Source organism: Actinophytocola sp. (genome assembly GCF_035712165.1).
GTDB lineage: Bacteria > Actinomycetota > Actinomycetes > Mycobacteriales > Pseudonocardiaceae > DASYTH01.
Genome location: NZ_DASTBH010000398.1, coordinates 1 through 22,287, shown reverse-complemented (window position 1 = coordinate 22,287; position 22,287 = coordinate 1). Strand labels below are relative to the sequence as shown.

General features: G+C 71.6%; 14 protein-coding genes. 8 read left to right on the top strand and 6 right to left on the bottom strand.

Features of this window, described 5'->3' with window-relative positions:
• Nucleotides 1-30: 30 nt before the first annotated feature.
• A complete protein-coding gene (locus VFO68_RS22065) occupies nucleotides 31-3,201 on the top strand; it encodes a substrate-binding domain-containing protein (RefSeq protein WP_325160256.1) in 3,171 nt (1,056 codons plus the stop codon).
• A 60-nt stretch (nucleotides 3,202-3,261) separates the two neighbouring features.
• Here VFO68_RS22065 and VFO68_RS22060 read toward each other — a convergent pair whose 3' ends face one another.
• Nucleotides 3,262-4,179, bottom strand: coding sequence for an alpha/beta hydrolase family protein (locus VFO68_RS22060; protein WP_414635548.1), 918 nt, complete (start codon nucleotides 4,177-4,179; stop codon nucleotides 3,262-3,264).
• Between the two features lie 291 nt (nucleotides 4,180-4,470).
• Between VFO68_RS22060 and VFO68_RS22055 the strand changes: the two genes are divergently transcribed.
• A complete protein-coding gene (locus tag VFO68_RS22055) occupies nucleotides 4,471-4,797 on the top strand; it encodes a hypothetical protein (protein WP_325160255.1) in 327 nt (108 codons plus the stop codon).
• Nucleotides 4,798-4,885: 88 nt separating this feature from the next.
• Here the strand turns inward: VFO68_RS22055 and VFO68_RS22050 are convergent, their stop codons facing one another.
• Both VFO68_RS22050 and VFO68_RS22045 read right to left on the bottom strand, forming a co-directional pair.
• Entirely contained in the window at nucleotides 4,886-6,049 is a 1,164-nt protein-coding gene (locus tag VFO68_RS22050) for an FAD-dependent oxidoreductase (protein ID WP_325160254.1), read from the bottom strand.
• A 104-nt stretch (nucleotides 6,050-6,153) separates the two neighbouring features.
• A complete protein-coding gene (locus VFO68_RS22045) occupies nucleotides 6,154-8,658 on the bottom strand; it encodes an AMP-binding protein (protein ID WP_325160253.1) in 2,505 nt (834 codons plus the stop codon).
• Between the two features lie 87 nt (nucleotides 8,659-8,745).
• Between VFO68_RS22045 and VFO68_RS22040 the strand changes: the two genes are divergently transcribed.
• The 4 genes from VFO68_RS22040 (at nucleotide 8,746) to VFO68_RS22025 (ending at nucleotide 13,959) form a co-directional block, all read left to right on the top strand.
• Nucleotides 8,746-9,762 carry an iron ABC transporter substrate-binding protein gene (locus tag VFO68_RS22040; RefSeq protein ID WP_325160252.1) on the top strand — a complete coding sequence of 339 codons (1,017 nt, stop codon included), beginning with the start codon at nucleotides 8,746-8,748 and terminating at the stop codon, nucleotides 9,760-9,762.
• A gap of 3 nt (nucleotides 9,763-9,765) precedes the next feature.
• On the top strand, nucleotides 9,766-11,340 hold the full coding sequence (locus tag VFO68_RS22035) for an iron ABC transporter permease (RefSeq protein WP_325160251.1): 1,575 nt from the start codon (nucleotides 9,766-9,768) through the stop codon (nucleotides 11,338-11,340).
• Entirely contained in the window at nucleotides 11,333-12,385 is a 1,053-nt protein-coding gene (locus VFO68_RS22030) for an ABC transporter ATP-binding protein (protein WP_325160250.1), read from the top strand. Before VFO68_RS22035 ends, VFO68_RS22030 begins: the two co-directional genes overlap by 8 nt.
• Nucleotides 12,386-12,519: 134 nt before the next feature.
• Nucleotides 12,520-13,959 carry an MDR family MFS transporter gene (locus VFO68_RS22025; protein WP_325160249.1) on the top strand — a complete coding sequence of 480 codons (1,440 nt, stop codon included), beginning with the start codon at nucleotides 12,520-12,522 and terminating at the stop codon, nucleotides 13,957-13,959.
• Between the two features lie 45 nt (nucleotides 13,960-14,004).
• Here the strand turns inward: VFO68_RS22025 and VFO68_RS22020 are convergent, their stop codons facing one another.
• Nucleotides 14,005-14,430: a hypothetical protein gene (locus VFO68_RS22020; RefSeq protein ID WP_325160248.1), complete on the bottom strand. Its 426-nt coding sequence runs from the start codon at nucleotides 14,428-14,430 to the stop codon at nucleotides 14,005-14,007.
• Nucleotides 14,431-14,579: 149 nt separating this feature from the next.
• On the opposite strand from VFO68_RS22020, the gene VFO68_RS22015 reads away from it, so the two are divergent.
• Complete coding sequence (locus VFO68_RS22015; RefSeq protein WP_325160247.1) at nucleotides 14,580-17,522, top strand: AfsR/SARP family transcriptional regulator; 2,943 nt, start codon at nucleotides 14,580-14,582, stop codon at nucleotides 17,520-17,522.
• On the opposite strand, the gene VFO68_RS22010 is transcribed toward VFO68_RS22015, so the two are convergent.
• Nucleotides 17,506-20,643, bottom strand: coding sequence for an endo-1,4-beta-xylanase (locus tag VFO68_RS22010; protein ID WP_325160246.1), 3,138 nt, complete (start codon nucleotides 20,641-20,643; stop codon nucleotides 17,506-17,508). The genes VFO68_RS22015 and VFO68_RS22010 overlap by 17 nt on opposite strands.
• Nucleotides 20,644-21,149: 506 nt before the next feature.
• Between VFO68_RS22010 and VFO68_RS22005 the strand changes: the two genes are divergently transcribed.
• Nucleotides 21,150-21,968 carry a hypothetical protein gene (locus VFO68_RS22005; RefSeq protein ID WP_325160245.1) on the top strand — a complete coding sequence of 273 codons (819 nt, stop codon included), beginning with the start codon at nucleotides 21,150-21,152 and terminating at the stop codon, nucleotides 21,966-21,968.
• Here the strand turns inward: VFO68_RS22005 and VFO68_RS22000 are convergent.
• The coding region (locus VFO68_RS22000) for a hypothetical protein (RefSeq protein ID WP_325160244.1) at nucleotides 21,969-22,287 on the bottom strand (319 nt) is incomplete at its 5' end.

The following is a 22,287-nucleotide window of genomic DNA, read 5'->3' as shown; positions in this document are numbered from 1 at the left end:
CGGTGAGTCAACGGGGACTGCGAGGCGATCATGACGGACCGGCTGACGATCGGCCTGGTCACGGCCAACATCCACCTGGGGGTGGGCGCGACCCTGTGGAGTGGGGTGCTGGAGGCGGCACGGCGGCACGACATCAACGTGATCTGCTTTCCCGGCGGTGAGGTGCGCACCACCGACCGGCCGCCCAACTCCATCTACGACCTGGTGGCACCGGATCTGCTGGACGGGCTGATCTGCTGGACCTCCACGCTGGGGCTGCCGGCCGGGCATGAGCGGACCACCCGGCTGGCCCAGCGGTTCGGCCGGTTGCCGATGGTCAGCGTGAACGGCACGATCGGCGCGGACGACCTGCCGCTCGCGCTGGACAGCTACCACGGCACGGCCAACGCGATCGGCCACCTCATCGAGATCCACAACAGACGCCGGCTGGCGTTCATCCGCGGGCCGGTGGCCAACCCGGTGACCGGCGAGCGTTACCGCGCCTACGTCGACACCCTTGCCCGGCACCGGATCCCGCTGGACCGCACGCTGGTCTCGGCTCCGGTGGACTTCGTCCGCGAGGCCGGCGCGGCGGCGATGCGGGTGCTGCTGGACGCTCGCGGGCTGCGGCCGGGCGTCGACTTCGACGCGGTGGTGGCCTGCAGCGACTTCCTCGCGGTGGACGCGCTCCGGGTGCTCGCCGAGCGCGGTGTCCGGGTACCGCAGGACGTTTCCGTGGTGGGCATCAACGACTCCCCCGAGTCGCGGCTCACCGACCCGCCGCTGACCTCGGTGTCCATGCCGTTCGCCGAGTTGGGCGCGCTGGCCGTGGAGAGCCTGCTGGTCCGGATGGGCCGGCTGTCCGGCCCGTGTCGCCCGGCGCCGGCGTCGACCCTGGTCATCCGGCGGTCCTGCGGGTGTCCGGACGCGCTGACGGCCGACGCCGAACCGGTCGCCGCGACCCCGGCCGCCGACCTGCCCCTGCAGGAACTGCGCGACGCGTTCGGCCGCGCGCTCGGTACCGGCGGATCGGAGTTCCTCGACGAGGTCGACCGGCTGGTCCGGGCCGCGGTGCTGGGCAGCCACCAGACCGACGCGTGGGACGCGGCGCTGCTCGCGGTGCGCCGGGAGTTCCTGCCGCCGCTCACCGGCGCCATGCTGGCCCGGGCCGAGCGACTGCTGGGAACCGCCCGGCTGATCGTGGCCGACGCCGGCCGCCGCCGGCTGGAGTACGAGCGCTGGAACGCCGAGCAGACCGCCCGGCGGCTCCGGGAGCTCGGGAATGCCCTTTCCTCGGTGGTGGACGTGCCGGCGCTGACCGAGGTGCTGGACCGCCAGCTACCCGGGCTGAGCATCCCGCACTGGCACCTGGCCCTGGACTCGCCCGCGACGCTGGACGGGGCGCTGCCGGCCGGCCGGCGGTTCGCGATGGTGGCCGAACCCTTCTCGGTCAACGACGAGCTGTTCGGGCTGGGCCTGTTCGAGGTCGGTCCCCGGGACGGCGCGGTGTACCGGGCCCTCGGCGACCAGATCAGCGCCGCGCTCAAGGAGATCAAGCTGTTCGGCGCGGTCCGGGACGCCCGGGACGCCGCCGAGAAGGCCAACCGGATCAAGACCACCCTGCTGTCCAGCGTGAGCGACGAACTGCGCACCCCGGTCGAGGGCATCCTGCGGCAGGTCGCGCTGGCGCTGGAATCTGTGGAGTCGGCACCGGCCGCGCCCGCCGGGCTGGCCGACCGGCTCAAGGAGATCAACGTCAGCGCCGAACACCAGCTCGGGGTGATCTCCGACCTGCTGGACCTGACCAGGGCCGAGATCGACACCCTGGACCTGTCCGCCGAGCTGGTCGACCCGGGCGCGTTGCTGGAGGACGTGTTCCGCACCCGGCTGCCCGACCGGCTGCCGCTGATCCTGGCCGACCGCAGGCGGTTGCGGCAGGCGCTGGTCACCCTGCTGGGCAGTGCCGAGCGGCTCGCCGCCGGGACCGGCCGGGTCAGCGTCGCGGCCGACGTGCTGCTGCCGCACCTGCGGATCCGGGTGAGCTGCACCGGCGGGATGTCCCCGCAGGACGGCCTCGGGGTCGGGCTGCCGATCACCAGACGACTGCTCACGCTGCACAACGGCTCGCTGCGGTTCGAACCGCGCCCGGACGGCGGCACCTTCCAGGTGGCGCTCCCGCTGCCGACGCCGGACGGGCAGCCCGGCGCCGCCGGCCGGCTCGCCGATCCGCTGCTGCTGGCCGCGGGCGCCCGGGCCGCGCAGGAGGCCGCCGCGGTGGGGCGCAGGCTGGGCATTCCGGTGCGGCAACTGCATGCCGGCGCGCTGCTGGAGGAACACCGGCCGGCCGGGGTGGCGTGGGACCTCGCCGACACCGGGCCGGAGGACTGGTCGGTGGTGCGGCACCTGCACGAGCATCCGAGGCTGCGGCGCACCCCGTTCCTGGTCTACGGCACCAGCCGGGCCCGGGACCTGGCCGAGGCGATCCGGTGGGCGCGTCCCACGGAGTCGGCCGGCCCGATCGTGATCGCCGATCCCGACCCGGACACCCAGGCGCTGTACCGCAGGCTCGCGACCCAGGCCCGCCCGGGTCATCTGGTCCTGGTCGCCGGGGACGGCAGCACCGCGCTTTCCCTGCTGGGTCAGGAGGTTCCCAGCCTGCTGGTGCTCGGCACCACGCTGCCCGACATGGACGGCCTGGATGTGCTGGACCGGTTGCACGGTGGTCCGGACGTGCCGGCCCTGGTGCTGTCCACCGGCGCACTGTCCACCCACGACGTCGCGCGGGCCGAGCCGCATCCCCGGGCAGTGTTGCTGGGCAAGGGAATTCTCTCCGAGATCGAGACGGTGGAGCTGTTCGGCCGGCTGCTCAACCCGGCCGGCCCGGTGCCGCACCGGGGCAGCCTGCTGATCCGGCACGCGCTGGCCTACCTGCACCAGCACTACCACCACCAGATCACCCGGCGCCAGGTGGCGAAGGCGGCCGGGATGAGCGAGGACTACCTGAGCCGGCTGTTCCACCGGGAGCTCGGACTGTCCCCCTGGGACTATCTCAACCGGCTGCGCATCGAGCAGGCCAAGGAGCGGTTGCGCGAGGGGGACGAGAGCATCCAGGTGGTGGCCCGCCGGGTCGGCTTCCACGACCGGGCCTATTTCAGCCGCATCTTCCGAAAGCTCACCGGCATGCCGCCGCAGGTGTACCGGGAGAACGCCCGCGGGAAGTAGCAAAAGAACTCCGGGCGGCCGCACGAAGCCACCCGGAGTTCCACACACCCCCGGAAGTACCTACACGGTCAATGGGCAGGTGTTCCGGTATTCCTGCGTGTCACTCCCGGACGGGCCGGGGCACAGGAACTGTACGTAGCGCGTGTCGTTGTCGACGAACGCCTTCAGCCAGGAGATCATCAGCCGGGCCTGCAGCGCGTTCGCGGTCTGCGGGAAGAAGTGGCTGGCGTTGTTGATCTCTTCGTAGGCCTTCTCGGTTCCGTTGATGCTGCCGTAGAACAGCTCGGAATGGGTGCCGACCGGCGCCACGCTGTCGGCTTCGCCGCCGATGATCAGCGTGGGCACCCGGACGTTGGACCAACTCTTGGTGGTGTGCCAGGGTGCGAGCGGGATCGCCGCCTGCAGCGAGGGACGCCGGTTGGCGGCCGACAGGGTGCCGCCGCCGCCCATCGAGTGGCCCGCCACGGCGAGCCGGTTGCGGTCGATCCGGCTGGCCGCCGGGCTGCTGCTGACCGCCCAGTCCAGCGCGGCGAGCAGTTGGGTGCCCCGGGAGTCCGGCTGGTCGAGCGTCGAGTTGGTCTCGATGCCGACCACGACGAAGCCGAACGAGGCCAGGCGCGGGCCGAGCCAGTCGAGGCTGGACCACCTGGCCGTGAAGCCCGGCGAGATGGCCACGGCACCGAAGGTGCCCTGGCTGGTGTCGGTCGGGTAGTAGATGACTCCACCACCGAAGCCGCTCACGAGCGACGAGATGTTGGACTGGGTGGTTGCGAAGGTTCCCCGCGTGGCGTTGACGCTGGCCAGTGTCGGGTCGGGGCCCCGCTGGAAGGGGTTGTCGGCGGCCGAGGCCGTCGTGACGGCACCCCCGGTGACCACTGCCGCGGCGATGGTCAGTGCGGCGGCCGCGCGGGTGGCGCGATATCGCCAGGTCCTGGCGCTGCTTGATGGACGCACGTCGTTGTACTCCCTACGTGTCACGGATGTCCACAACTGGGACAATCCGTGATTGTTCGGGCTCCGCTCACGCTCCGCATCGGCGTAATTACCGGTGATAGTCGCTCTGACGTGGTGATAGAGGTCACGCGGCTCGCTCGAGACAGGTCGGGTTCTGGTCGCCGCCACCCGGCATTGGGTCTACGATGCCGATCACCGGGTTGTTCCAACCCCGTCAGATCCCGGAGTCTCCTGTCGTCACCGGAGAAATCCACACCGCAAAAAAGTTGCCTGATCAAAGGAGATCGGCACATGGGGCTTCACGGGGAACGCATGATGACTGGCAGACCCCGGCCGGTCCGGCCGTGGCTACCCCGCCCGCGCTCCGATGAGCTGCCCGATCTCCAGCCACGGGCCGGTCATGACCTGCTCACCGGAGTCGAGCAGGTGCTTGCCGGGCTGGGCTCGGCGTCCGACCGTCAGCTGGCCGACGACCTGAAGGGCGCGCTGGCGCGCACCGCGGCCTGTGGGGACACCTGCCGGGTCCGGGCCGCTGCCGATGCCGTCCGGGTCGCCGTCGACCTGCTGCTGGCCGGCGCCGAGGACCGCGCACGGGCCGTGCTGATCGAGGCTCACAGCAAACTTTCCGGACCGGGCTGCTGAGCGGCGTCGGCGAGTGTCCCGCGCCGGAAATCTGCCACCTAATTCCGGCGCCCAGACGGCCTTAGGCACCGAATGTCCGGCGCGGACACTATCTGAACAGCTCAGCGGCCGGCCACAGTTCGGCGGCCACCCGCAGGATCGGGCGGACGTACTCGCGCATCTCCGCCTCGTAGCCACCGATCGCGGCGAGCGCGTCCTGCTGTCCGGTCGCGACCCGGACCAGCGCGTCGGCCAGGTGGGCGGCGTCCCGCAGGGCCGCGTTGGCTCCGGCGGCGAACACCGGTGGCGGGGCGTGGATCGCGTCGCCGAGCAGGGTGACCCGGCCGGGCGGCCACGACGGCGGAACCGGCAGGTGCCGGGCAGGCGCGACGAAGAACGACGCGGGGTCGGCGCGCGCGACGATCTCGCGCAGCGCCGGATGCCAGTCCCGCACCGCCTCGGCGAGGCTGCGGTGCAGCACGTCCGGCTCGGCCGGCAGCGGCGGTCCCGGGCGGGAGAAGGCGAGGCTGAGGTAGTCGCCGACCGGTTCGATGCCGGCGGACGGGGCCAGTTCGGCACAGGCCGCGGCGACCGGTGCCGCCGGGCGCCAGGCGCCGATCTTGAGCCGGGTGCCGTGGCCGTCGGCGATCGCCGCTATGCCGTCGAACAGCGGTTCCGGCAGCAGGCCGGCGAGGTCGGCCGACAGCGGGGTGCGGCCGTGCACGGTGACCGTGCCGGTGTCCACCACGCGGATGTCCGGCAGCCGGGTGGCCCGCACCGCCGAGTCGATCCCGTCCGCACCGACCAGGACGTCCCCGCTGACCGCGCGGCCGCCCTCGAGCTCGAGCACCACCAGGTTCTCGTCGGCGCGGTAGCCCGCCACCGGGGCGCCGAAGCGCACCACGTCCCGCAGGCCGGTGAGCAGGATCTGGTGCAACGTGCCCCGGTCGGCGGCGAGGTAGGGACGCGGGCCGCCGCCCTGCGGCCCGGCGTGCGGCGCGGTGATCCGCTCGGTGAGGTCCGGACCGAGGGTCACGGCGAACTGCCGGCGGGCGGTGGACCGGGAGGTGCGCAGGTGCAGTTCGTAGAGGTGGTCGGGCAGGCAGCGGCGCAGCGCGTCGGCGCCGTCGGCGTTGAGATGTAATCGGTAGCCGGTCCGCTCGATGTCCGGCTCGCGCTCGTAGACGACACAGCTCACGCCCGCCTTGCGCAGCCCCTGCGCGAGACACAGACCGCCGAGACCACCGCCGGCGATCAGGACATGCAGGGGCATGGGGCCTCCACGCCGGGCCGGTTGAGTTATCTGTGTCACATCAGCATCTCCTGCCCCACATGTCACTGTCAAGATCAACGCGGGCGGGCGGCCAGCACAACCTACTACCCCACCCTGACCTCCCGGCGGGGCACGGTGAACGGGCGCCGCCCCACCTCCCGCCGCAGCCGGTCGACGGTGAGCCAGAGCAGCAGGCCGCTCGCCACCCCGAGGCCGAGCACGGCGATCGCGGGCATCCGGTGCAGCGTCAGGTCGAGCACGGCGTAGTGGGTCAGGTAGATGTAGAGCGAGGCACTGGCCACCGGGGCCAGCACCAGCACCGCGACCCGGGGCAGCCGTAGCTGCGGGACGAACAGCAGGATGCCCAGCCCCACCACGACCACCGCGTCGCGGACCGGGTCCCCGAAGTAGCCGGGGATGACCAGCAGCGCGATGCCGGCCACCACCAGCTTCCGGGTGGGGCTCGCCGCCCGGTGGGCCAGCCAGCCGAGCACGAAGAACCACAGCACCCCGTGCGTGGCCATGGCCCGCTCCGGATAGCTCGGGGTGTCCTGCGCGGCGAAGTTGACCAGGAACGCGATTCCGAGGCACAGCAGGGCGAACGCGAAGCCGTGCCGGCGCTCCCAGCGACGCACGGCCGGCACCGCCAGCACCGCCGCGAACAGCAGCAGGGTCTGCACCAGCGCCTCGATGAACCAGTAGCCGCCTGCTCCGGTGCGGACATAGTTGTTGACCAGCAACACGTTGGCCACGGTGACGTCGGTGGTCTCGAACACCCGCCAGGCCAGCCACAGCATCGCCGGGACCGCGATGCGTGCGGCACTGCGCAGAATGCCCAGGCTGGTGCCGGTGTCGCGGGACAGGCAGAACCGGGCGAAGCTCCACCCCGCCACCATGAGCAGCAGATGCGCCCCGCCCAGCAGGTGGAACAGGCCGGCGTGGGTGCCGACCACCAGCGTGATGGCCACCGCCCGCAGCGCGATGTTGGTCTCCATGATCGCGGTGCGGACCGGCCGGCGGCTCGGCCGGGCGGTGAGCCGGTCCAACTCGGCCACCGGCGTGGTGTGCCAGTTCTTCGGCACGTAGCCCAGCGCCCGCTCGATCTCGATGGACATCTGCACATAGGACAGCGAGTCGCCGCCCAGGCTGACGAACGTGTCGGTGCCGGCTACCCGCGGCCGGCCGAGCACCGCGGCGAACCGCTCGCGCAGAGATCTCCCCGCCGGGGCAGCGGGTTGCGGATCTCCGGACAGCCGCCGCAGAGCCGCGTAGTCGATCTTCCCGCTGCTCAGCCGGGGCAGCGTGTCGACCGGCACCACCCGGACCTGGCCGGCCGGCAGGCCGAGCAGGTCACGCACCGCGGCGGTCACCGGCCCGCCGTCGGCCGCCTCCACCGCGACCACCAGCGCGTCGTCGGTTCCGGCGCAGGCCACGGTGTGCCCGTGCTCGGCGAGCACCCGCTCGGCCTGCCGCAGGTCGATCCGCAGCCCGAACAGCTTGACGAACTGTGCGGTGCGTCCGACCACCTCGTAGAGCCCGTCCTCGGTGCGGCGCGCGATGTCGCCGGTACGCAACGCGTGCACGGTCCGGCCGAGCGCGAGGTCGGCCGGAGTCTCGGCGTAGCCGAGCATCACGTTCGGGCCGCGGTAGACGAGCTCACCCTGGCCGGGCACCTCGGACGGCAGGACCTCGAACGAGCCGCCGGGAACCGGCACACCGACCGCGTCCGGCCGGCTCGCGGCCAGGTCCGGTGGCAGGTAGGCCATCCGTGCGGTGGCCTCGGTCTGCCCGTACATCACGAAGAACCGCCAGCCCCGGCGCCGGCCCAACTCGGCGAACTGCCGCACCCGGTGGGGCGCCAGCGCCCCGCCCGCCTGCGTGACGTAGCGCAGCGCCGGGAGGTCCAGCGCGTCGAAACCGACCCGTTCGAGCAGGTCGAAGGTGTACGGCACACCGTGCAGGCTGGTGCCGCCGTGCGCGGCGAACATGGTCCAGAACCGGGGGTCGACCACCGAGTCGGCGGTCAGTAGCAGCGCGGCGCCCCGGCACAGGTTGCTGTTGAGCACGGACAGGCCGTAGCAGTAGTGCATCGGCAGCGCGGCCGATGCCCGGTCGGTGGCGCGGATGTCGAGGTAGTTCGCGATCGCCTCGGCGTTGGACTGCAGGTTGGCCGCGGAGAGCCGGACCAGCTTGGGTGAGCCGGTGGAGCCGGAGGTGGACAGCAGCACCGCGAGTTCGGGATGCAGGTGGTGGGCCGAGCCCCGGCGCCGCTCGACCAGCCGCCAACCGGCCGGCCGGCGTTCGAGCACGACGTCCGGGTTGTAGGTGTCGAACAGCGTGTCCCCAGAAGCGGAAGCACCGCCAGGAGCACCGAGCAGCACCGGGTGCCCGGCCGCGGTGGCGGCGAGGTAGGTGACCAGCGGCTCCACCTCGTTGGCCGCCGTGACCGCGACCAACCGCCGGGTCGGGCCGAGCGCCTCGACCGTCTCGGCCACCCGGGTGCCGAGCTGGGCATAGGTCAGCTCGGCGCCGTCCGGGGTGACGACGGCCAGCCGGTCGCCGTGCCGGGCCAGGTTGGCGGCGAGGGGGAGGCTCCACAAGTCAGGCATAGCTAACTAAGCTTAGGCTAACGACTCCATGGCGAGGCATACCTAATTAGGTGTCCCTTGCCTAACAAAGCGGAGATGGTGGTACGGATGCGGGTCAGGCGGTTCGCCGCGCTCACGATGGGTGTCGCACTGGTCACGGCGGTGACCGCCTGCGGCGATTCGCCGGGCGCCAACGGGACCATCACCCTTTATGCGGCCCAGCACCAGGAATTGATCAAGCCCATGGTGGAGGCCTTCGAAAAAGAGACCGACATCAAGGTCAACATCAGGATGGGCGGCGACTCCCAACTGGCCAACCAGATCGTGCAGGAGGGCGCGAACTCGCCGGGTGACGTGTTCGTCACCGAGAACTCCCCCGCGATGAGCCTGGTCGACCGGGCCGGCGGGTTCGCCAAGATCGACGACGCCACCCTGGCCCAGGTGCCGGCCCAGTTCGTTCCCTCCAGCCACAACTGGGTCGGGTTCGCCGCGCGTTCCACCGTTTTGGTCTACAACAAGCAGAAGCTCACCCCCGACCAGTTGCCCGCCTCGCTGATGGACCTGCAGCAGCCGCAGTGGCAGGGCCGCTACGGGGTCGCGGCCGGCGGCGCGGACTTCCAGGCCATCGTGAGCGCCGTGCTGGCCACCAAGGGCGAGGCCGAGGCGACGAAGTGGATCGAGGGCCTGAAGGCGAACGCCAAGGTCTACCAGAACAACCGGGCGATCCTGAAGGCGGTCAACAACGGCGAGATCCCGGCCGGTGTGATCTACCACTACTACTGGTACCAGGACCGCGCCGAGTCCGGTTCGGACAGCAACAACACCGAGCTGAAGTTCTTCGGCGACAAGGATCCCGGCGCGTTCCTGAGCGTGTCGGGGGCCGGGGTGCTCAGCGCCAGCAAGCAGCGGGACAAGGCGGCGCAGCTGGTGAAGTTCATGACCGGCAAGGCAGGCCAGGAGAACCTGGCCAACAACGCCGAGGCCCTGGAGTACCCGGTCTCCCCGGACGTCCCCGCCAACGCCAAGCTCAAGCCGATGTCCGAGCTGGACCCGCCGGTGATCGACATCGCGACTCTCAACGGCCCCAAGGTCGTCGAGCTGATGCGGAACGCCGGACTGCTCTAACCGATGTCCGTCAGCACGCTCCTGCCCGAGGACGCCCGGCCGAGCCGGGCGGGGCGCGAGCGGCTGCCGTGGCCGATGCTGGCCGCGGCGCTCGTGGTCACGCTGATCATGTTGCTGCCGCTGCTGTTCGTGGCGTACGCCACCCTTGAGGTCGGCATCGCCGAGGCCATCCGGCTGATCGTGCGGCCCCGGGTGGGCGAGCTGTTGTGGAACACCGCCCGGCTGGCGATCGGCTGCATGCTGGCCAGCGCGGTACTGGGCACCGTGGCGGCCTGGCTGGTCGAACGGTCGAACCTGCCGCTGCGCAGGGTGTTCAACGTGCTGCTGGTGGCGCCGCTGGCCATCCCCGCGTTCGTCAACAGCTACGGCTGGGTGTCGCTGATGCCCTCGGCGGCGGGGTTCGGTGGCGCGCTGGTGATCGTGACGCTGTCCTACTTCCCGTTCGTGTACCTGCCGGTGGCGGCGAGCCTGCGCGGCCTGGACCCGGCGCACGAGGAGGCCGCCCGGTCGCTCGGCCACGGCGCGCTGCGGACCTTCACCCGCACCGTGCTCCCCCAGCTCCGGCCGGCCATCCTCGGCGGCGCGCTGCTGGTCGGGCTGCACATCCTGGCCGAGTTCGGGGCGTTGCAGATGCTGCGCTACCCCACGTTCACCACCGCGATCTACGACCAGTACCAGTCCACCTTCAACGGGGCGGCGGCCAACATGCTGGCCGGGGTGCTGGTGCTGTGCTGCCTGGTGCTGCTGGTGACCGAGCTGCGGTTGCGCGGCCGGGCCCGGTACGCCCGCACCGGCTCCGGCACGGCCCGCCCGATCGACCGGATCCGGCTCGGCGGGCTGACCGTGCCGGCCGTCGGCGGGCTGGTGCTGCTGTGCGGGCTCGCCCTCGGCGTCCCGCTGGCCAGCCTCGGCTACTGGCTCGCGGTCGGCAGTTCGTCCACTGTGGACACAGAGCTGCTGTTGACCAGCACCGGCACCTCGCTCGGCCTCGGCGCGCTGGGCGCCGTGGTGACCACCGTCGCGGCCCTTCCGGTGGCCTGGCTGTACGTGCGGCGGCGCGGCCGGGTGTCCACCCTGCTGGAGCGGGCCACCTACACCGGCAGCGCGCTGCCCGGCATCGTGATCGCGCTGGCCCTGGTCACCATCGCGGTGCGGGTCACCCCGTCGCTCTACCAGACCACCAGCCTGGTGATCGTCGCCTACCTCATCCTGTTCCTGCCGCGCGCGGTGGTGAACGTCCGGGCCACCCTGGCCCAGACCCCGCCGGTGCTCGACGACGTCGCGCAGTCCCTGGGCGCCGGCCGGCTCGGAACGCTGGCCAGGGTCACGCTGCCGCTGATCGCCCCCGGGCTCGGAGCCGGCGCGGCGCTGGTCTTCCTGGGGGTGGTCACCGAGCTGACCGCGACGCTGCTGCTGGCCCCGACCGGCACCCAGACCCTGGCCACCCAGTTCTGGAGCTACAGCGACAATGTGGCCTACGGCGAGGCGGCCCCCTACGCCGCGCTGATGGTGCTGATCTCCGCGCCCGCCACGTACCTGCTGACCCGCGCGGTGCGAAAGGAGTCCGGCCGTGACTGAGCTCAGCATCGCCGCGGTGACCAAGTCCTACGGCAGCACCCCGGTGCTGCACGGGGTCGACCTGCACGTCCCGCACGGCAGCCTGACGGCGGTGCTCGGCCCGTCCGGCTGTGGGAAGACCACGCTGCTGCGGCTCATCGCCGGCTTCGCCGACCCGGACGGCGGCACGATCGCGTTCGGCGACACCGTGGTGTTCCGGCCGGGCCACTCGACCAAGCCGCAACACCGCCGGGTCGGCTACGTGCCCCAGGAGGGCGCGCTGTTCCCGCATCTGACCGTGGCCGCCAACATCACCTTCGGGCTGCCCCGGCCGCAGCGCCGCGACCCCGACCGGGTGGCCGAACTGCTCGACCTGGTCGGCCTGGCCGCCGGGCTGTCCACCCGCTACCCGCATGAGCTCTCCGGCGGCCAGCAGCAGCGGGTGGCGCTGGCCCGCGCCCTGGCCCCGCGCCCGGCCGTGGTGCTGCTCGACGAGCCGTTCTCGTCGCTGGACGCGGCGCTGCGCGAGGGCACCCGGCGCGCGGTCGCCGCGGCGCTGCGCGCGGCCGGCGCCACGGCCGTCCTGGTCACGCACGACCAGTCCGAAGCGCTCTCGCTCGCCGACCAGGTCGGCGTGATGCGGGACGGCCGGGTGGTCCAGCTGGACACCCCGGCCGGGGTCTACACCCGCCCCTCCGACACCGGTGTGGCCGCCTTCGTGGGCGAGGCCGTGCTCATCCCGGCCACCGTCCACAATGGACAGGCCGACTGTGTGCTGGGCACCGTTCCGCTGGCCGCCCCGGCCGAGGGCGCGGTGCGGCTGATGATCCGGCCGGAGCAGCTGATCATTCACCCCAACGGCGCCGGCTCGGGCGTCGCGGCCCGGGTCCGGGAGATCAGCTACTTCGGCCACGACGCGTCGGTGCGGTTGGACCTGCTGCCCGACGGACCCTCGGTCACCGCCCGGGTCACCGGGCACTGCCTGCCGCCGCTGGACTCCGACGTGCGGCTCACCCTGACCGGCTCGGCCATCCCGTACCCGCAGCCCGCCACTCCGGAATTTTGATGCGGTTGTTGCGTTCCAGCTGGTGGTGCGGATGTCGGGTGGATTGTGGCTGGGTGGCGTCACGGTCCCCTGAGGTGGCTGTTGGCAGGCGGGCCGTTGGAATGATCTCGGCGCCACGGGTGTTCGCAGAGAGTGTGAGGGGTGAACCGGGCATCGGGCTGCGCTCCGACCGTGGCCCGGTGCTGCTGTCGGTGATGCTGTCGACCGGGCTGGTCGCGATCGACTCGACGATCCTGGCCACCGCGGTCCCCTCGATCGTCGCCGACCTCGGTTCGTTCGCCCAGTTCCCCTGGCTGTTCTCGATCTACATGCTGACCCAGGCAGTGTCCGTTCCGCTGTACGGCAAGCTCGCGGACATCTTCGGCCGCAAACCGATGATGCTGGTCGGGATCGCGATCTTCCTGGTGGCCTCGGCGCTGTGCGGGGCGGCGTGGAGCATGCTGTCGCTGATCGTGTTCCGGGCGCTGCAGGGTCTCGGCGCCGGCGCGGTACTGCCGATCGGGCAGACCATCGTGGCCGACATCTACAGCCTGGTCGAGCGGGCCAAGGTGATCGGGTATCTGGCCAGCGTGTGGGCGGTGTCGTCGGTGGTCGGGCCGGCGCTCGGCGGGATCTTCTCCGACTACGTGTCCTGGCGATGGATCTTCTTCATCAACATCCCGCTCGCCCTGCTGGCCATGGGCATGTTGCAGCGCGGGTTCACCGAACGCCTCACCCGCACCTCCCACCGCATCGACTACCTGGGCGCGGTGCTGCTGTCCGGGGGCGGCGCCCTGCTCATCCTCGGCCTGCTCGCCGGCGGGGTGAACTGGGCCTGGGACTCGCCGGCCAGCATCGCCGTGCTCGGCACCGCCGCCGTGCTGCTGGTGCTGTTCGGCCTGGTCGAGCGGCGGGCGCCGGAGCCGATCCTGCCGCTGTGGGTGTTCCGGCGGCGGGTGCTCATCGGCTCCAACGCCACCTCGCTCTGTGTCGGCGCCCTGCTGATCGGCCTGAACTCCTACGTCCCGCTGTACGCGCAGAACGTGTTGGGCACCAGCGCCGTGGTCGGCGGGTTCGCCGTCGCCGCACTCACCCTGGGCTGGCCGGTCGCCGCGACCCTGTCCGGCCGCATCTACCTTCGGGTCGGGTTCCGCAACACGGCGCTGCTCGGCGCCGCGCTGGCCATCCTCGGCGGCATCGTCCTGGTCACCGTGACCCCGGCCAGCGGCGTGTGGCAACTCGCATCCGGTTGCGCGGTCATCGGCGCGGGCCTGGGGTTCATGAGTGCCCCGGCCCTGGTCGCCGCGCAGGCCTCGGCCGACTGGCAGACCCGGGGCGTGGTCACCGGCGCGACGCTGTTCGCCCGTTCGGTCGGCAGCGCCGTCGGCATCGCCGTGTTCGGCGCCGTCGTCAACGCGAGCGTCACCGCGGGCGGATCGGCCGAGCACCTGCCCGCCGACGTCCTGGCCACCGCCATCCACGGCGTCTACCTCGGCGTCCTCGCGGTCGCCGTGATCGCCGCCCTCTGCGTGCTGGTCATGCCGGGCGGCGTCCCGGCCGCCGAACCGGCACCCGAACCGTCCACAGTGGACTAGAAAGGTGGGGCGCCCTGGCGGACGCCCCACCGGAAAACGCTGGGCTCAGGACGGGCTGGAGGTCACCACATATCGGACGATGTACTCGCCGTCGATCTGGCTCGCCAATCCCTCGTGCTCGCCGCTGTCGACCAGACCGCCGTCGACCCAGACCCAACCGATCAGATCCTCCTGACCGTCCTCCTCACGGACCTCAATGGTGACCCCGCCGCTGAACGCGTGGTTCCTCGTGATGAACGTGTAGTCCACCCAATGGGTCTCCCGGGTGTCCACGTCGTTCCAGGCGCCGGCCAGCGTTCCGTTGACCCGTAAGCGAATCTCGTCCGAGAACGGTTCGCTCTGGTCCTGACACCTGATCCAGAGAACCCGCAGGTACAGGGTGTCGGCCGAGGCCGGAACCGGGGTGAGCGCGAGACCGGCGACCAGCGCGAGGACCAGCCCGACACACCGCGTCCAGACTCTAGTTCCCATTCACGTATCCCTTTCACGAATTGTGGAGATGTGACGGATACACCGATCGTGGCCGGGCCCGCTCTCGATCAGACATTGGTTCTGCATTGGTGCTGGCGTGTCGGCGCCGGCCGGGCCAGACTGGCCCGCAGTCGTCGCGAGGGAAACGTATGGAGTTCCGGCTGCTGGGCCCGGTCGGAGTGTGGGCGTCGGGTCAACCGGTCCGGGTCGGCGGCCGGCGGGAACGGACGATGCTCGCCGTGTTGCTGCTCGCGGCCGGCCGGCTGGTCCCGATCGACAAGATGATCGACGCGGTCTGGGGCGACCGGCCGCCGGCGACGGCCCGCCGGCAGATCCACAACGGCACCTCGGAACTGCGCCGGGTTCTCGGCGCTCGCCTGGTCACCCGGGTGCCCGGCTACCTGCTGGCCGTCGAGCCGGACGTGGTGGACCTGTACCTGTTCGAGGAACGGGTGACGGCCGCCCGGCAGGCCGCCGCGGCCGGCCGGTGGGAGCAGGCGGCCGCCGGGTTCCGGGCGGCGCTGCGGTTGTGGCGGGGCCCGGCACTGTCCGGCGTGAACGGCCTGACCGGCGCGGCGGCCATGCTGGAGGAACGCCGGCTCGCCGTGGTGGCCGAGCGGCTCGACGCGGATCTGGCCATGGGCCGGCACGCCGACCTGGTCGGGGAGTTGTCCGGCCTGGTCGGCGAACACCCGCTGCGGGAACGCTTCGCCGCCCAACTGATGCTCTGCCTGTACCGCTGCGGGCGCCGGCCGGAGGCCCTGCGGGTCTACCAGGACGCCCGCCGGGCGCTGGCCGAAGGCCTCGGCCTGGAGCCGAAGGCGGAACTGCACCGGCTGGAGCGGGCGATCCTGGCCGGCGACCCCAGCCTGGACCTGCCCTCAGCCGCCCCGGTCCAGGCCATGCCGTGCCTGCTGCCGGCCGACATCGCCGATTTCACCGGCCGGGACGCCGAGGTCGACGACCTGTGTTCGGCGTTGCGTGCGGCCGATGCGGCCGCCGTCGTGGTGACGGCGGTGGCCGGCCGCGGCGGGGTCGGCAAGACCGCGCTGGCCGTGCACGTCGCACACCGGCTGCGGGCGGACTTCCCGGACGGCCAGCTGTACGTGGACCTGCACGGTGGACAGACGGCGCCCGCCGAGGTGCTCGGCAGGTTCCTGCGCGCCCTCGGCGTCGACGGCACGGCGGTTCCACCCGCGCTGGACGAACGCGCCGAGCTCTACCGCGACCGGCTGGCCCGGCGGCGGGTGCTGGTGCTGCTGGACAACGCCGCAGGCGAAGGGCAGGTCGAACCGCTGCTGCCGGGCGGCGCGGGCTGCGCCGTGCTGGTGACCAGCCGGACCCGCCTGGGGGCGCTGGGCGCGGTGCGGCGGCTCGACCTGGACGTGCTCGACCGCGAGCAGGCGCTGCTGCTGCTCGGCCGGATCGCCGGCCCGGCGCGGGTGTCGGCCGAGCCGGCGGCGGCCACCCGTCTGGTCGAGCAGTGCGCCCGGCTGCCGCTGGCCGTGCGGATCGCCGGCGCCCGGCTGGCCGCCCGGCCGCACTGGTTGCTGGCCGACCTGGTGGAGCGGCTGACCGACGAGCGGCGCAGGCTCGACGAGTTGCGGCACGGCGGGCTGGCGGTCCGGGCCAGCCTGGAGGTGTCCTGCCGCGGGCTGGACGACGCGGCGCGCCGCCTGTTCCGCCGGCTCGGGCTGCTCGACGCACCCGACTTCACCGCCTGGGTGGCGGCCGCGCTGCTGGACAGCCCGGTGGCCCTGGCGGGTGAGCTGACCGAGCGGCTGGTGGACGCCCGGTTGCTGGAGGTGGTCGGCCGCGACGCCTGCGGGCTGACCCGGTTCCGGTTCCACGACCTGGTGCGCGGCTACGCCCGCGAGCGCGCCGAGCTGGACGAGGACCCCACCGACCGCGACGCCGCGCTGACCCGGGCGTTCGGTGCCTGGCTGGCCCGGGCCGAGGGCGCCCACCGCGAGGTGTTCGGCGGTGACTATGTGATCATCCACGGGACCGCGCGACGCTGGCGGGCCGCCGACGACCCGGCCGGCCACGACCCGCTCACCTGGCTGGAAACCGAACGGCTGGGGATCATGGCCGCCGTCCGGCAGGCCGCCGGGCTGGGCCTGGACGAGATCGCCTGGGATCTGGGCGGAAGCTGCGTGGCGTTGTTCGCCACCCGCTGGTACCTCGACGACTGGCGGCAGGTCATCGAGGACGGGCTCGCCGCCACCCGCCGGGCGGGCAACCGGCGCGGCGAAGGAGCCACGCTGTACTGCCGGGCCGCGCTGCTTGACGCCACCGGCGACTACGCGGCGGCCGGCACCGTGTTGCGGGCCGCCCGGCGGCTGTTCGAACAGACCGGCGAGCGGCATGGTCTCGGCCTGGTGCTGACCCACGCCTCGCACGTCGCCCGGCGGCTCGGCCGGTTCGACGAGGCACTGTCCGACGGCGAGCGCGGCCGGGCCGAGCTGCGGGTGGCCGGCGACCGGGCGGCCGAGGCGTCGGCGGTGCGCAGTATCGCGCAGATCCGGCTCGCCCTCGGGCAGTTCGACCTCGCCGAGCGCGGGCTGGACGAGGCACTGTCCATTCTGGACGGTACCGGCAACCGGCGGGACCAGGCCCAGGTGCTCTACGCGGTCGGCGAACTGCACCTCGGCCGGGGGTCGCTGGACGCCGCCGCCGCCGCGTTCCGCCGGGTCATCGACATCGTCCGGGTGCTGGGCGACCGGGCCGGCGAGGCACACGCCCTGCGCGGCCTCGGCGCCTGCCAGCTTCGCCAGGGGGAGCACGCGCCGGCCCGGGACTCGCTCGACTCCGCCCTGCGGATCAGCCAGTCGGCCGGACTGCGCTTCGTCGAGGCACGGGTGCGCAGCGAACTGGGCGACCTGAGCGCGACCCAGGGCCGGCACGCGGAGGCGATCACGCTGCTGCGCCAGGCGGTGGACCTCTGGCAGGCGCTCGGGACGCCGCTGTGGCAGGCCCGCACGCTGCGTTCCCTGGCGCAGGCGTGCGAGGCCGCGGGCGCCGGCGCGGACGCGGCCGAGGCCGTCGCCCGCGCAGCCGAGCTGGAACGGGACCTCAGTTCGTCAGGGTGACCACTCCCCAGCGTGATGTGTCCACAAAGGACCGTCCGGTGGGGTCGTGCCAGGTGCGGGCGGCGGTCCGGGCGCCGGCGGTGGCGTCGTTGACCTGGAGGTCGAACCCGATCAGCGCGCCGGGGAACGGATGGATGCTGTCCAGTTCGATGGCCGCCTCGACCACGTAGCCGCCGGGGACGGTCCTGGTGACGCTGCGCAGGTTGTCCGCGATCCGGAAGGCGTCGAAGTTGCCGGTGATGGTCTGCCGGTTGCTGAAGCTGATCCGGTACTGGCCGTCCTCGTCGCGGTAGCCGGTCTCCTTCGTGTTCGCCGGGTTGACGAAGATCTCCAGCGAGTCCTGCTCCCAGGTGTTGGGGCTGGACTCGTCCAGGGTCGGATCGCTGACCGTGGCGAACACGTAGAGGTGCCCGGAGTCCCACAGCAGCCTGGCCGTGGCGCGCGCTCCGCCGGTGCCGATCACCTGCACGTCGGTGGTGATGGGCCGGGCCCGGGACCAGACCCGGTCGGCGAGGCCGTCCAGCACCGGGGTGCCGCGGGCGGCGTCGGCCTGACCGACCGCTCTGACCAGCGTGAGGGTGGCCCAGCGAGAGGTGTCGGCGTCCTGGCCGGCGGCGTTGTCGTTCCAGGACACCGGCGCGGCGGGGTTCGCCGCGTCGCGCAGCCGGAGGTCGAAGCCGATCCGGCGGTCCACGGCGCCGTTCGGGCGCAACGGGATGGCCGCCTCCACCCGGTAGCCGGTCTGGGTCGGCTTGGCCTCCGCCCGGAAACCGAGGCCGTGCGCACCGTTTCGGCTGACCCGGTAACGCGCGTCGTCGGCCTGGTAGCCGGGCGTCTTGCCGTTGTTCTGGTCGACGAAGAAGTCGACCAGGTCGCCGTGGTCGCGGGTCGGGTCGGTCACGTCGGCCAGCACGTACAGGTTGTGCTCGTCCCAGCGCACCCGGAACGTCGCGCCCACACCGCTGCGCGAGTGCAGGTCGGTGCCGGGCAACAACGTCCACTCGGTCTCCGGGGCGCCGTCGACGCGCACGCGACCGGCCGGGACGGTGAGCGCCCGGGTGACCTGCGGCAGCCGGGCCGGGTCGACCAGGCCCCAGTAGGCCGGCTTGGACTGCAGTTGCTCGTCGAACAGCAGCGGCAGGTCCAGGCGCGGGAACGGGAAGTTCTTCAACCAGGTGCCGTCGTCGGCCAGGCCCCACACGGTCACCGAGTTGAGCCTGTCGTGCTGCCGGCGGAACATGTCGAACAGGTCGCGGTAGCGGTAGCCCTGCAGGGCCAGGGTCTCGGCCGGGATGCTGGGCAGCGACTCCACGAAGTTGGTGTAGACGCTCACATCCAGCTCGGTGACCTGCTGCTCGACGCCGAGCGTGGCGAACTGGGTGATGCTCTTCTCGATCTCGGCCAGCCGCTGCCGCTCGATGTTGACGTGCAACTGGTGGCCGATGCCGTCGACCGGCACGCCCTCGGCGCGCAGCGCGCGCACCAGTTCGAAGACCTTCGCCCGCTTGGCCGGGTACTCGGTGTTGAAGTCGTTGAGGTAGAGCTTGGCGTTCGGCGCGACCTCCCGGGCCACCCGGAACGCGGCACGGATGTAGTCCAGCCCGGCGATCTCGTAGAACCTGCTGCGCCGCAAGCCATCCGGCTGGATCTCGTCGACCACCTCGTTGACCACGTCCCAGGCGTAGATCTGCCCGGCGTAGCGCCCGGCGACCGCGCGGACGTGGTTTTCGATCCGGTCCAGCAGCAGGGCCTTGTCCGCCGGGCTGTTGGTCAGGTCGACGCCGTCGCGCTGGAACACCCAGGCCGGGACCTGGCTGTGCCAGACCAGGGTGTGCCCGCGCAGCGCGATGCCGTGCTGGGCCGCGAAGTTCGCCACGGTGTCGGCGTCGGTGAAGGTGAACCGGCCCTCGGCGGGCTCGGTCGCGTCCCATTTCATCGCGTTGCCCGCGGTGATCGAGTTGAAGTGCTTGGCGGCCAGTTCGCCGTGCACGCCGAGCGTGGTGCTGGGCGCCATCGCCGCACCGATCGTGAAGTCGTCCGCGAACACGTCCTTCAGCGACGGGATGTCCGGCTCGATCGGCAGCGGGCGCACGAACGTCCGCTCGAAGTCGTCGATGTAGAAGGAGGCGGTACCGTTCGCGGTCTCCACGTAGCCGGTGAGGAAGTCCACGTCACTGCCCAGCGTGTAGCTGCCGGCCAGCCGGACCCAGGAATCAGCGGTCACCCCGGCCGCGCTCGCCACCGTCTCGAACGACTGGGCGCCCTGGAACCGCCGTTCCACCGACAGCCGCAGGTCGCTCGGCGCCTCTCCGGGCGCGAGCTTCACCCAGACCGAGAAGTCGTACCGCTTGCCCTTGGTCACCCGGCCGAGCAGGCTGCGTGCCGGCCCGTAGAACGCGGCGGCGCGGCCCGTGGTCAGCAGGCTGTGCGTGCCGCCGTGCGCGTCGGCGGTGGTGACGCCGAGCACCTCCGACCCGATCCGCGGCACCCAACCCTGCGCCGTGCCGTCCTCGAAGTCGCTGGCCAGCGGCGCCTCGTCCGGCGGCCCGCCCGGCGGCGGCGCGGTCATCGTGACGGTGACGTCGTCGAGGTCGAACCCCGCTGTCGCGTTGCCGCTCTCCAGGTACAGCTGCAACTGCGACGACTCCGACGGCACCGCGTAGCTCCCCCGCAGCTCCACCCAGCCGGCGTCGGTCACCGCCCCGCTGGTGATGAAGTCGAACGCGGTGTCACCGCCGACCGGCTGGCGCTGCATGGTCAGTTGCACCGTCGAGGCCGCCGCGCCGGCCGCGAGCCGAACCCGCGCCGAGATCACGTAGGTCGCCCCGGTGAGCAACACCGGCGCCAACTCCACACTCGGCCCGTTCCAGCTCTCCGTCCGCCCGGTGGTGCGCAACCCGAAGGCCCCCGCATGCGCCGCCCCCGCGTCCGCCGCGACCACCGCGCTGCCGCGCCCGAACCACCCCTGCCCGGTCCCGTCCTCGAAGTCAAACCCGGCAGTGACAACAGGATCAGCAACAACAACAGGATCAGCGGCTGCGGTGAACGCCACCGGCCCGGCGGGCAGCATGAGCCCAGCCAGAGCCAGCCCGGCGATCCACACGCGGGTCGGGGTCCGCATGAGGAATACCCTTCGAAAGTTTTCGGGTGTCAAACGGAAGTATCCGCCCGAGAACTCTAGGTGTACCAGGCTAGTTCGGGCAAGGAACGGAAAATGGTTGGCCCAATCAGTCCGGAAATTCCGAACTCAACGGCTTCGCCAACGTGCCCACTGGCAGCACCAGCCGGGTGTTCGTGATCGCCGGCCGCTCGCCGACCTCGACCTGCGGGGCTGGCGTCACCTCGTAGCAACCAGTCCCGGTCCTCCCCGTCGTAGGTCACGTCACGGTCGGCGAGGTCCTTCAACACCGCCGCCGGCCGCTCGATCTCCGACTGGGCCTGACCCGCCTCCGACCCTGGCCAACCGCACCTCGAAATCAATCAGGAACGGCGCGTGTCAAGTGGCCGGCCGGCGGAAAGTTCCGTCAAATGTCAGATACGGGTGTCTCAATTGGCACATTGGTGACAGGGAGGCGCGGTATCGTCGAAGGAGTGCCCACGCAGACGAATGGGGCTGGCCAGCCCGACATGACCTCCGAGAGTCCGCTGTCGGACAGTTCGGTCGTCACCGCCATCACTCGCCGGGTGGACAGCTACATGGAACTGGTGGACGAAGCCCGGCAGGACAAAACGCTGCGGGCAAAGGAGGCCGACCTGCTCGACCGGTTCGAGCGGTACACCGCCGACATTCTCGACCGGTACTCACCGCCGAGCCGGCGCGGCCGGGAAAGCCTGGTCTTCGCGCACATCTACCAGGCCTGGGACCCGTCCCTGCCGGGCGACGACCGGCGCCGGGCGCTCATCAAGGCGCTGATGGCGGCCGATGTGGAGTCCCGGGGACCGCTGCGGCTGACCCGGGCGCAGAACAAGCGACTGGCGGCGATATTCGAGAAGATCGGCAAGGAATGCCGTTCCGAGAAACTGTTTCTGCACGCCGAACTTGCCTTCGACCACGCGGCCGGCATCTATCTGCAACTCGGCGACAACATCGGCCGGGACCGCTGCCTCTACGCGCGGTCGCGGGAACGGCAACGGGCCAGCAAACCCGGCTGGGAGAAGACCCGGCTGAGCTTCGCCTGGATTCTGTGCGGCTACGGCTACAAACCCCAGTGGTTGCTCTTCTGGGTGATCGCCCAACTGGCCGTGTTCACCGTGTTCGTCGCGATCGCCCGCAGCGGCCCGCTCTGGCAGAACATGTACCTCTGCCTGGTCAACTACCTCGACCCGCACGACGCCGACAACCTGCCGGACGCGATCAAGATCCTGCTCGTGATCGAGAGCTACTTCAGTCTCGTGTCCATCAGCGTCTTCTTCGCCCTGCTGGTGCACAAGTGGTTCCGGATCTGATCACCAGGTGGCGTTGTGATGGCCGATCTGCTTGAGCACGTCGAGGGTGGACAGCGCGATGTGGTCGCGCACCCATGCGACCTGCGTCGTCCACTGGCGGGTGAAACCCGGCTGGCTCTCCAGTTGGGCCCACAGCACCCGCATCTCCGGATGGACGTGCGCGCCCGGCATCCACAGTCGGACCAACCGGTCGACGGCCGCGCCGAGGATCCGCATCGGGTCGATCCCGTTGATGATGTCCTTCTCGGCCGCCTCGACCACGTTGTCCATCGCGGTGAGCAACCAGTCGTGCAGGGCGAGATCCTCGCAGAACCGCTCC

Excerpts from the sequence above, each read along its gene's own strand:
- VFO68_RS22065 (WP_325160256.1), top strand. The coding sequence starts at position 31 with ATGACGGACCGGCTGACGATCGGCCTGGTCACGGCCAACATCCACCTG.
- VFO68_RS22055 (WP_325160255.1), top strand. The coding sequence starts at position 4,471 with ATGACTGGCAGACCCCGGCCGGTCCGGCCGTGGCTACCCCGCCCGCGC.
- VFO68_RS22050 (WP_325160254.1), bottom strand. The coding sequence starts at position 6,049 with ATGCCCCTGCATGTCCTGATCGCCGGCGGTGGTCTCGGCGGTCTGTGT.
- VFO68_RS22045 (WP_325160253.1), bottom strand. The coding sequence starts at position 8,658 with ATGCCTGACTTGTGGAGCCTCCCCCTCGCCGCCAACCTGGCCCGGCAC.
- VFO68_RS22040 (WP_325160252.1), top strand. The coding sequence starts at position 8,746 with ATGCGGGTCAGGCGGTTCGCCGCGCTCACGATGGGTGTCGCACTGGTC.
- VFO68_RS22035 (WP_325160251.1), top strand. The coding sequence starts at position 9,766 with ATGTCCGTCAGCACGCTCCTGCCCGAGGACGCCCGGCCGAGCCGGGCG.
- VFO68_RS22020 (WP_325160248.1), bottom strand. The coding sequence starts at position 14,430 with ATGGGAACTAGAGTCTGGACGCGGTGTGTCGGGCTGGTCCTCGCGCTG.
- VFO68_RS22015 (WP_325160247.1), top strand. The coding sequence starts at position 14,580 with ATGGAGTTCCGGCTGCTGGGCCCGGTCGGAGTGTGGGCGTCGGGTCAA.
- VFO68_RS22010 (WP_325160246.1), bottom strand. The coding sequence starts at position 20,643 with ATGCGGACCCCGACCCGCGTGTGGATCGCCGGGCTGGCTCTGGCTGGG.
- VFO68_RS22005 (WP_325160245.1), top strand. The coding sequence starts at position 21,150 with ATGACCTCCGAGAGTCCGCTGTCGGACAGTTCGGTCGTCACCGCCATC.